This window comes from Massilia agrisoli, assembly GCF_020831365.1.
Taxonomy (GTDB): Bacteria; Pseudomonadota; Gammaproteobacteria; order Burkholderiales; family Burkholderiaceae_D; genus Telluria_A; species Telluria_A agrisoli.
This window is the reverse complement of sequence record NZ_JAJHPV010000008.1, coordinates 1-10,872: the sequence shown is the minus strand read 5'-3', so window position 1 is coordinate 10,872 and position 10,872 is coordinate 1. Positions and strand designations below refer to the sequence as shown.

At 61.3% G+C, this 10,872-nt stretch carries 8 protein-coding genes and 2 rRNA genes; 2 read left to right on the top strand and 8 right to left on the bottom strand.

The annotated features are described in order from the left end of the window. A 16S ribosomal RNA gene (locus LMJ30_RS04400) occupies positions 1-379 on the bottom strand; the annotation flags it as partial. Between the two features lie 688 nt (positions 380-1,067). On the opposite strand from LMJ30_RS04400, the gene LMJ30_RS04395 reads away from it, so the two are divergent. Further along, positions 1,068-3,062 (top strand): TonB-dependent receptor family protein, encoded by a 1,995-nt coding sequence (locus tag LMJ30_RS04395; protein WP_371872973.1) that lies wholly within the window; start codon positions 1,068-1,070, stop codon positions 3,060-3,062. Here LMJ30_RS04395 and LMJ30_RS04390 read toward each other — a convergent pair. The 3 genes from LMJ30_RS04390 to LMJ30_RS04380 all read right to left on the bottom strand — a co-directional run bounded on the left by LMJ30_RS04390 (position 3,053) and on the right by LMJ30_RS04380 (position 6,417). Beyond that, positions 3,053-4,540: a DUF3482 domain-containing protein gene (locus LMJ30_RS04390; protein WP_229431131.1), complete on the bottom strand. Its 1,488-nt coding sequence runs from the start codon at positions 4,538-4,540 to the stop codon at positions 3,053-3,055. The genes LMJ30_RS04395 and LMJ30_RS04390 overlap by 10 nt on opposite strands. Beyond that, entirely contained in the window at positions 4,537-6,012 is a 1,476-nt protein-coding gene (locus LMJ30_RS04385) for a DUF2868 domain-containing protein (protein ID WP_229431130.1), read from the bottom strand. Before LMJ30_RS04385 ends, LMJ30_RS04390 begins: the two co-directional genes overlap by 4 nt. Positions 6,013-6,120: 108 nt before the next feature. Next, positions 6,121-6,417 (bottom strand): hypothetical protein, encoded by a 297-nt coding sequence (locus LMJ30_RS04380; RefSeq protein WP_229431129.1) that lies wholly within the window; start codon positions 6,415-6,417, stop codon positions 6,121-6,123. A gap of 231 nt (positions 6,418-6,648) precedes the next feature. On the opposite strand from LMJ30_RS04380, the gene LMJ30_RS04375 reads away from it, so the two are divergent. Next, positions 6,649-8,946 carry an isoamylase gene (locus LMJ30_RS04375; RefSeq protein ID WP_229431128.1) on the top strand — a complete coding sequence of 766 codons (2,298 nt, stop codon included), beginning with the start codon at positions 6,649-6,651 and terminating at the stop codon, positions 8,944-8,946. Positions 8,947-8,976: 30 nt separating this feature from the next. On the opposite strand, the gene LMJ30_RS04370 is transcribed toward LMJ30_RS04375, so the two are convergent. From LMJ30_RS04370 to rrf, 4 genes are all read right to left on the bottom strand, one after another. Next, positions 8,977-9,780 carry a M48 family metallopeptidase gene (locus LMJ30_RS04370; protein WP_229431127.1) on the bottom strand — a complete coding sequence of 268 codons (804 nt, stop codon included), beginning with the start codon at positions 9,778-9,780 and terminating at the stop codon, positions 8,977-8,979. 4 nt (positions 9,781-9,784) lie between these two features. After that, positions 9,785-10,243 (bottom strand): YbjQ family protein, encoded by a 459-nt coding sequence (locus LMJ30_RS04365; protein WP_229431126.1) that lies wholly within the window; start codon positions 10,241-10,243, stop codon positions 9,785-9,787. A 5-nt stretch (positions 10,244-10,248) separates the two neighbouring features. Then, complete coding sequence (locus LMJ30_RS04360; protein ID WP_229431125.1) at positions 10,249-10,563, bottom strand: YbjQ family protein; 315 nt, start codon at positions 10,561-10,563, stop codon at positions 10,249-10,251. A 199-nt stretch (positions 10,564-10,762) separates the two neighbouring features. Next, positions 10,763-10,872: ribosomal RNA gene (gene rrf / locus LMJ30_RS04355) — 5S ribosomal RNA — on the bottom strand; the annotation flags it as partial.

Below are 10,872 nucleotides of genomic sequence, written 5' to 3'. Positions count from 1 at the left end.
AGGCTTGCGCCCATTGTCCAAAATTCCCCACTGCTGCCTCCCGTAGGAGTCTGGACCGTGTCTCAGTTCCAGTGTGGCTGGTCGTCCTCTCAGACCAGCTACTGATCGTCGCCTTGGTAGGCCTTTACCCTACCAACTAGCTAATCAGATATCGGCCGCTCCAGGAGCACAAGGCCTTGCGGTCCCCTGCTTTCATCCTTGGATCGTATGCGGTATTAGCGTAACTTTCGCTACGTTATCCCCCACTCTTGGGTACGTTCCGATATATTACTCACCCGTTCGCCACTCGCCGCCAGGTTGCCCCGCGCTGCCGTTCGACTTGCATGTGTAAAGCATGCCGCCAGCGTTCAATCTGAGCCAGGATCAAACTCTTCAGTTTAATCTCTGTTTGCCGAGGACATCTCTGCCCCCGAATTCGTCCCATTGGTCCGAATTCGCTCACTCAAAATACTGACCGTTACTCATTGCTGAGCAACGTATTTCTTTTTTGTGAACATTTGATAATTTAAGTATTCAAGAACCGAAGTTCTTGGCACCCTCATCAAACGCCCACACTTATCGACTGTTAATTTTTAAAGAACTTTATTCGGTGCTACTTGCTGCTCATCGACAAAGCGTTGTGTTTGTCAGCAGCAGAGAGGTGAAATTATGAAGCTTTCGCTCAACTACGTCAACCCCTTTTTTACTGCATCGCCGTTTCCGGCGATCCCAACAGCTCAGCAACTACTTGATTTCGTTAACCATTTGCGGCGGCTCGCGTAGAGGGAGGCGAACTATAGCAAAGCCTGCACGAAGTTGGCAAGTGATTTTGCGTGAGATTGTTTAAGGTTCCGATTCAACCGCACGAGGCGTGCCAGCAGAACTTGATAAACTCACACGACAGGTCGCAGCATTCGAATGCGGCATCAGCCCAAGGACCAGGAGAGCAGATGAGTTTGCAGCACCCGTTTCGCCTTACCGCCATCGCCAGTTTGTTTGCCACAAGCGCCGCAGCCGTAGCGCAAGCCCCCCAAGGTTCAGCACCCTCTACGCCGCTCGCGGCAGTGGTGGTCGTCAGCGGCAGTCGCGTGGAACACAATAGCTTCGACTTCCCAGCGGCCATCGATGTGGTCGACGCCGCACGCATCCGCACTGGCCAGATCCGGGTGAATGCATCCGAAGCACTCAGCGCTGTGCCCGGGCTCGTCGCCCGCAACCGCGAAAATTATGCCCAGGACCTGCAGATTTCCTCGCGCGGTTTCGGCGCGCGCTCTGCTTTCGGCGTGCGCGGCGTACGCCTGATTGCGGACGGCATCCCGGCGTCGATGCCCGACGGCCAGGGACAGGCGGCGACGTTCAACCTGGATATGGCCGACCGCATCGAAGTGCTGCGCGGCCCCTTCTCCGCCATCTATGGCAACCACTCCGGTGGCGTGATCCAGCTGTTCACGCGCGATGGCACTGGCCGGCCGTCGGTGGAGTCAAGCGTGGCAGGCGGCAGCGAAGGGACCCGCAAAGTGGACGTGAATGCGCAAGGTGAATCGGGCGGGGTCGGGTACGTTGTCGACACCTCCCGCTTCGAGACCGATGGCTATCGCGACCACAGCGCCGCACGCCGCGACCAGGCATTTGCAAAAATGACCGTGAAACCGAGTGACTCCAACCTCCTTACGATCACCGCAAGCTCGCTCGAGCAGGACGATACCCAGGACCCGCTTGGCGTTACGTGGGCCACCTTCCAGCGCGATCCCCGCGCGGGAGAGATCGACGTGACCGACACCGCTGAACCCAAACGTACTTTGGCCGAGCGCTATAACACCCGCAAGAGCACCAGCCACAAGCAGCTGGGCGCCTCATTCGAACAGCGCTTAGGCGACGACCGCTTGCGCGTCGTGGCGTATGGCGGGAACCGCCAGGTGATCCAGTACCAATCATTCTCGCGCGGCTTCCAGTCGTCGCCGAGCCACTCCGGCGGAGTGATCGATTTCGACCGTGATTTCCATGGCGTCGACATCAACTACACGCACGTGCGCCAGTTCGGCAGCGGCAAGCTGCGCACAACCGCCGGCATCGACTACAGCCGCTCGACCGACGCACGGCGCGGCTACGAGAATTTCGTCGGCCCGCAGTTTGGCGTGATCGGCAACCTGCGACGCGACGAAGAAGACAGGCTCACCGGCGTCGATCCCTACTTGCAGGTCGAATGGGAAGGCGGTCCGTGGGTCTTGTCCGCAGGCTTGCGACATAGCCGCCTGAAGGTTGAGGTGGACGATTTCTACCGGTCGAATGGCGATGACAGCGGCGCCGTTGAGTACCGCGAAACGACACCGGTGGCCGGAGTGCTATACAAAGTGTCGCCGGTGCTGAATGTGTACGCCAGCGCGGCGCGCGGATTCGAAACGCCGACCTTGAATGAGCTGTTCTATTCCCCATCCGGCGCTGGCTTCAATTTTGGCCTTCAACCGGCAAGCAGCAAGCATGTGGAAGTTGGCGTGAAGGCGATCGTCGGCAGCAGCACGCGTGTGAACGCGGCGCTGTTCCAGGTGCGAACCGACGATGAACTGGTCGTCGATACCTCCGGCGGCGGACGCACTAGCTACCGCAACGCCAGCGAAACCTTGCGGCGCGGCGTCGAGCTGTCAGCGGAGACCTCGTTCGCCAATGGCTGGAGTGCGCGGATGGCGATGACCGCCTTGCGCGCTACGTACGAAACCGGATTCGCATCGGTCGCTGCGGGCAGCAGCCTGCCGGGCATTCCGCGCGCGAACCTGTTCGCAGAACTGGCCTGGAACGACAAGGCCGACCGCTTTGGCGCCGCACTCGAAGGCATCGCCAGCAAGAAGTTCTACACGGAGGACACCAACACGGAGATCCCGGCGCCGGGTTACGGCGTGCTGAACGCGCGTGTGCAGGCGAAGCAAAGCGCCGGCCGGTGGAAGCTCACCGAGTTCGTCCGCCTCAACAACCTGCTCGACCGCAGTTACATCGGTTCCGTCATCGTAGGCGACGCCAACAAGCGCTACTACGAAGCAGCGCCAGGCCGTAACTGGTTAGTCGGAGTGAGCGCGCAGTATCAGTTCTGACTTTGCAACGGACGCACGATCGTCGCCGGAAGGCTCCCGGGATACAGCGTGTTCAGGGTATCGGTGGTGATCTGCAGGACGGCTGCACCGATCCGTTCGCGCGCGGCGGCGCTGTCCTTCTCCGTGCGCAGCGCCTGCCACAGGCCTGCGCCAACCGCATGGGCAGCTGCAGCCCGTTCGACTTCCGCCTGCCAGAACGGCGGCGCCTCGCTTTCGACAAAGTTGCCGCGGCCTCGCCCGAAGTGCGCCACTGCCAGGTAGCGAAGTACGCTGGTTACCAGCAAGGACTGCATGAACTCGTCCGCGAACTGCATGGTGGTCCGGTTGCGGTCCGTCGTGGTGTTGAAGCCCCACGCCGCGCCAGCCATCGTCAATGCCCCGACGATACCGCCCAGCAGTGCGCCCGCGCCAAATGTCATCCCGCCCGCCATCAGGTCGGCGGACAAGCCGGTTGCAGCACCCGACACCACCGCGCCAAGCAGTCCTGCCTGCGCCTTGTCGACGGGGGCGCGGATCGAGAAATTCTCGCGCACCCTCGCGTTGACCTTGGCGGCGGACGAGGGGTCGAGATGGTGCAGCTTGAGCAGCTGCGTGGTGGTAGCCGTGATATTGATGTTCAGGCGCTCGACCAGCTGGGCCATTGCCTTCTCCTGGCGCTGCCGGTCAGTCTTTGCCAGGCCAACCGCCTTCATCGCAGATTTGACCAGGCTCTTTTCTTCTTCCTCGATCGGCTGGCTGTCCTGCACCGCGGTGACCAGCTGCCCGGCCGTCAGCCGCATCGCTTCGTTGAAGCGATTCAGGTTGTTTGCTTCCCACGCGGCGAACAGGCGTGCGTAGCCGGCACGCTTCGATTCATCGACCAGTTTCCCGACCGCCTCGTAGAACACGCGCTCATGCACCCAGCAGCGCGCAAAGGCGTCCATCGCCAGCACATCGCGCACGATCGGGAACTGGTCGAGGTGATGCTTCCAGCGTGCCTGCTCCGCCTGTTCGTCCGTCGCCGGACGCGGTGGGCCCAGCTGGTTAAGCAGGACCACCACAGGCTTGCCAAGCCACTCGAGGATCTTCATTTCGGACGGCAGGTAGCCCGCGTCGGCCGGATTCTCCGACGAGTTGACCAGGTAGAGCACCACGTCCGCGTTGTCCTTCGCCGTGCGCAGCGCTTGCTGGCTTAGCCAGAATGGACGGTCACGGTAACGGTCGATCACCTCGCGCAGGAACCAGCCGATCGGATTTCCAGACATCGCAAGGCGCTTGAGCAGCCGCACCGAATCGCCGAAGCCGGGCGTGTCCCACAGATGGAGCGTGTCGCCTGCATCGGTGGTCAGAAGCGGATGCGATTCGGCGAACACCGTCACGTGCGCGGCATCGCGTACCTCGCCAACGTCGACGCCGACGAGGGTGCGCGCTAGCGTGGTCTTGCCGTTATTGGTGTGCGAGATCAGCGCGAACTGGACCTGGACCGGGTCGGTGCTCATGTGGCGGCCGATACGATTGGCGCGGCGTCGGCGTCGATCGGACGCCTGGCGGGATCGAGCAGGTTGACGATCGTGGCAGGCGCATGGTGGAAGTTGCAGAACTGCTGCCACAGTGCGATCCGCTCGGCGAGGCGCTGCTGCCCATCGGGGCCGCCAAGGCGTTCCGCAAACGCCGACTCGTCGATCAGCACCGTGACGGCGCGCGGCGAGTTTCTAACTACGTAGTCGAGGAAGGCGCCGTGATTCTCCTTCTCGGGCGTGGCTGCAAGATTGAACAGGACCGCCGTCAGTGTGGCGCCATCGCCTTTCAGGTCGGCGTCGCGCAGGAGATCGGTCAGCTCTTCGCCATATGCGCTCGACGGGCGAAGCATCACGCGCGCCTGGTCACCGAGCAGCATGGCCGCGACCGCCGACAGCCCGCGGTCGCGCGCTTCATCGATGCTGAAACTGTATGGCAGTACGCGCAGCACCCCTGGCTCGTTCGCGCCCGCCTGCGCCGTCAGCTTGCGGAAGTATGGCTGGTCGAGATCGAGCGGGAAGTGCCGCGCAAGCGCGCGTGCGCGCCAGTGCGCGATGAAAGCAAGGGCCAGGCGCGGCAGCACGACCAGCAAGAACAGCGTTCCCGCATACAGGTGCACCCAGCGCGCGCCGGCGTCCGGGGTTTGCGGGCGGGTGAAGCGCAGTGCTTCGATGTCGGCAATCGAAAAGCCTGGAATATTAAAGACCGCAGTCGCCGGTGCGAACAGCACGGACAGGATGGCATGCACCTGCGTGGCATCGAGGAAGGTGCTTTCCCACCCCGCCACGTACTGCGACAGGAAGCCGCGCGCGTATAGCGACAGCATCGCGCCGACACCGAACATCGCCGCGGTCAGGTGGAAGGTGCGGCTTAAACGCGCGCGCGTCAGCCGGTCGCGCAGTGCGGCCCATTCGGACATGAACGAGAGCAGCGCCACCGACAGCACCTGCGGCAGCTTGCGCTTGATGGCCGACTTGCCGGCGCTGGCGCGGCGCAGCAGCTTTTTGCTGGCCCAGCCGGTGTGCCTGGAAGGGACGAACAGCCATGCGAGAAGAATGATATACACCAGCAGGTTCCAGCCAATGATCGCCAGCAGCGGCGCCGACAGCAGGTCAACGCGGTGCGGGTCGGTAATGCGGTCAAGGCCCGCGCCGAGGATCAGGCCCGCAACCGGCAGCGCAATCGAAAAGCCTTTCAGGCCGGGCCGCCGCTGGGCAAACGCGGCGAACGCGGGGGTGCGCTCGGAGAGCCGTTTGAGTATCAGCTCGGCGCGCTGCTGGAGGAAGTGTTCGGCGGTGACCGGCGACTTGCTGTCCGCCGCCTGCCACTGCGCCAGCTCTTTCGCACTGCGGCTGGCGTACATGCGGTCCTCCTGGCTGAGGATCTCGCTCTTGATGTCCACTGTCTCGATGGCGCGCACCAGCACCACATCCCTTGCGACCTGTTCGTTCATTTTGTCCGTTTAGATGAATTGGCAACATTGACATGCCAATTGTGACGTACTTTTGTAAGGTACGGTTGTTTGCGCGGCCAATCGAACGAGGGTGCCAGGCTTTCGCCGCTATTGCGCCGCGGCAGTCTCCCCGGCAGCGAGTTTGCCAAGCAGCTTGACCCGGTTGGCCAGTACAAAGGAGATGAATGCAGGCTCCTTGACTGCGATCCGTACCAGCCCCGGCAGCAATGCATAGCAATATGTCGCCACCGTCCTGACGGCCTCGTCGTTATTGAGGGCCGATTGTGTCGCGGCCGCGCCATTGTTCAGCATGGGCGCAAGCTGTGCAGCATGCCTGCTGACGATCCTGGCGACCGGCTCCATCAATTTGGCTGCCAGCTTCGATTGTTCGTCTTCGCTCGTCATGGTTATTTCCCTTCGGAAAGTAGGAGGTAAGAGAGATTGTGGACCTGCGCCGCCCGTGTCGCGCTGACCCAAGCCAAGAAATGCCCATGGTAGTAATACTACGAACACTCGTTGACTTGGAAAATGTTGCGGAGTAAATTTTGCGCAGGACAGGCGCACTTTTTAAGCGCGTGAGGTAGTCCGAATACATCGATAAATGATCCCGCACAGGGACAATCTACGGAGACAAGCATGAACTTACGCCGCACGGCAATCACTGCCCTGTTCGGTTGCGCACTTCTCGGCAATCCGGCCTGGGCCGCAATCAACGCCAGCAAGCTTGGCGCCAGCTACGACGCCACCAAGGCCAACGTGACCTTCAAGGTGTACTCGGGGCGCGCCACGCGCATCGAGCTCTATCTCTACAGCACGGCGACGGGCACGGCCGAGAAATCGCGCGTTGTGATGACGGCAGGCGCCGGTGGCGTCTGGAGCGCCACCATTCCGGTCACGACGCTCAACAACCAGGGCCTGTCGGGTACGCTCTACTACGGCTACCGGGCATGGGGGCCGAACTGGCCGTACAGCACGAGCTGGACCAAGGGCTCGGCCACCGGCTTCATCACCGACGTCGACGCGAACGGCAACCGCTTCAATCCGAACAAGCTGTTGACCGACCCATATGCGTTGGAGCTCAGCCACGATCCGACGACGCCGACAATGACCAATGGAACCATCTACGCAAGCGGCGCTACCTACCGCAACATCGATACCGGATCGAGTGCGCCGAAAGGCATCGTACTGTCCGGCGACACCCAGTCCATCGGCATCAAGCCGACCCGCGCGCTGAAGGATGACGTGGTCTACGAGGTCCACGTGCGCGGACTCACCAATAACGACACTTCCATCGCCGCCGCCTACCGCGGCACCTACAAGGGGGCCGGGCTGAAGGCCGCCTGGCTGGCCAGCCTCGGCGTCACAGCGGTCGAATTCTTGCCGCTGCAGGAAACCCAGAACGACACCAACGACGTCGACCCCAACAGCAACTCGGGCGACAACTATTGGGGCTACATGACCCTGAACTATTTCGCGCCAGACCGCCGCTATGCGTACGACAAAACGCCAGGCGGCCCGACCCGCGAGTTCAAGGAAATGGTGAAAGCCTTCCACGACCAGGGGATCAAGGTACTGGTCGACGTGGTCTACAACCACACCGGCGAAGGTGGCGCCTGGTCCGGCACCGACAAGACGACGTATAACATCTACGGCATGCGCGGCCTGGATAATCCAACCTATTACAGCCTCACGGCCGACAAGCAAAACTCGTGGGATAACACTGGCGTAGGCGGCAACTACAACACGCGCAACCTGATCGCGCAGAACCTCATCATCGATTCGCTGGCCTACTGGCGCGACAAGCTGGGTGTCGACGGCTACCGCTTCGACCTCGCATCGGTTCTGGGCAATACCTGCGAACACGGCTGCTTTAATTTCGACAAAATGGATCCGGGCAACGCGCTGAACCGCATCGTTGCAGAGCTCCCTCCCCGTCCCGCTGCCGGCGGCACAGGCGTGGACCTGATCGCGGAGCCTTGGGCGATCGGCGGCAACTCTTATCAGGTAGGCGGCTTCCCAAGCGGCTGGGCCGAATGGAACGGCGCCTACCGCGACACCGTGCGCCAGGCGCAGAACAAGCTTGGCTCGGCAGTGGTGACCACCGGGCAGATGGCGACCCGCTTTGCCGGATCGAGCGACTTGTATGGCGACGATGGCCGCAAGCCATGGCACTCGGTTAACTTCGTCACAGCTCACGACGGCTTTACGCTCAAGGACCTGTACAGCTGCAACGTGAAAAACAACCTGCAGGCCTGGCCGTGGGGGCCGAGCGACGGCGGCGAGGACAACAACAACAGCTGGGACCAGGGCGGCATCGCGACCGACCAGCGCAAAGCCGCACGCAACGGCATGGCGCTGATGATGTTGTCGGCTGGAGTGCCGATGATTGTCGGTGGCGACGAAGCCCTGCGTACGCTCAACTGCAACAACAATCCATACAACCTGGATTCCAGTGCCAACTGGCTGGGCTGGACCCGTACCACCGACCAGAGCAACTTCCAGGCATTCAGCAAGGCGATGATCGCGTTCCGCAAGGCACACCCGGCCTTGCGGCCAGCGAATTTCTATTCGAGCGTCGACAACAACGGCAACGTGATGGAGCAGCTGCGCTGGTTCAAGCCGAACGGCGCGGTGGCTGATGCAGCCTACTTCAATGACAGCGCCAACCATGCGATCGCATGGCGGATCGACGGCAGCGAGTTTGGCGACTCGGCGTCGGCGATTTATGTCGCGCATAACGCATGGAGTGCGCAGGTGAACTTCACCTTGCCGTGGCCGGGCACGGGCAAGAGCTGGTATCGCGTGACCGACACCTGCACATGGGCCGAGGGAGCGAACCAGGTGCGAACGCCTGGCATGGAAGACGCGATCGGCGGTGAGTACACAAGCTACGGCGTCTGCGGCCGCGGGACACTGGTACTGATCGCTAAGTAAATGCGCAGGCGGCTTTCCGGCCGCCTGTTGTCACAGGCGATCGACCTGGCGGACTTTCATGCCCTGCCGGCCGATCGCCTGCGTGAGTGCGTCTATCCTGGCCTGCATCGATGGATGCGATGCCAGGTAGTGCGACACGCTTGAGGTCTCCGGATCTTCCTTTTTCAATGCTTCAAACAGCTCAGTCGCGCCGCCGGCGTGGCCGTAGCGGCAGTTCAGGATCTGCAGCGCCCGCGCATCCGCGAGCGCTTCCCGTTCGCGTGAATACTTCGCCGTGCCCAGATGAGCGGCCGGGGCAAGCAGGCCAGTCAGGCCGGAATCGCTGCCGGTCAAGAGCGCAGAAATACCGAAGAGAACGATTCCACGGCCCATCGCGCGCAAGTGGTCGCGGTTGGCGATGTGCGACAGTTCATGGGCGAGCACAAACGCCAGGCCGTTTTCCGACTGAACGCGGTCGAGCAAACCGGTGAACACAATGATGGCGCCGCCCGGTACAACTGCGGCGTTGGGCACGTCGGACTGATGCATCCTCAACTGCGGGCGAAAGTTTAGCCCGGCACATTGATACATGCTGGCGGCCAGGTTCTGCACCCGCGCGCCACGCTTTGCATCGTTTTTCGGGGAAGCTGGCATTTCGATGGCTGCCATCCTGTTGAGCCGCGCCTCCGACTCGGCGCTAAGGCTGTCGACGGCCCAGTCAACTGCATGTCCAAGCAGCCAGAAAGCCAGCGCCGCTACCGCCGCCAGCCCGGACAAGATCAGCAGGAAATCCTTCAGCGGATGTTCGTGTGAGACATTGTCGTTGTGTTCGGGGAGCGCTGGCTGGTATTTCATCTGGCTATGGTCGCGCGAAGTAGACGGCCGTCCCGTACGCCAGAACCTCGACCGAACCGATATCGCCGGCCACATTGTTCGCAAGTGTGCACGTTTCCAAGCGGAGGTTGATGATTTCATGCGCGCCAGGACAGCTTTCCTTCATCCGCAGGACGGCTTCGCGCCGCGCGCGATCGAGCAAGCTTTCATGCGACTTCACCGGGCCACCGATGATGGTATGCAATGCGGCGAGCGCGCGTTTGAAATAGTCGATGGAAATCACGACGCTTCCATGGACAAGTTCACTGCGTTCGATCGGGGCATCGGCTAACGGGGCTTTCGACGACGTGGTCGGCAGGTGCACTGCGGACTGCTCACGCGCGACGATCGAGCGGAAATGTTTAGCCTCGGCCGCGCGGCCAAAGACGTATCCGAGCACGATGGGAATCAACCAGAACGAAAGGGTGATCGCTAATTCGATCATTTTGCTTACCCTACTGTGACTGCGGTGCCGTACACATAAATCTCGGCGGCGCCCGCGGCAACCGACGAGGTCGCGAAACGCACGTTGACGATGGCGTTCGCGCCGAGCTGGGTGGCCTGCGATTTCATCCGTTCGATCGCGTGATCACGCGATTCGTTCAGCAATTCGGTATAGCCGCGCAGCTCACCACCGACGATATTCTTCAGCCCCGCCATGATGTCGCGGCCGACGTGCTTTGCGCGCACGGTACTTCCGGAGACCACACCGTGGCAAACGGTGATGGTCTTGCCTGGAATGGTTTCGATATTCGTCATCAGCATTGCAGAGTTCCTCAAGTGAAAAGCATGAGAAACCATTGTATTCAGGATTGCCGTGAATAAATAGCTATTTGAATTGATAAGGAAAACGAAACGAGGTGCGTAGGGCGGATAACTTTCCACGAGACGAAAAAAAACCCCGGTTTGCACTTAGCGCGATCTTGAGCGCGCTAAGGCTTACCGGGGTTTTTCACTATAACTAGCCTGACGATAACCTACTTTCACACTGGTTGCAGCACTATCATCGGCGCAAAGTCGTTTCACGGTCCTGTTCGGGATGGGAAGGGGTGGGACCGACTTGCTATGGTCATC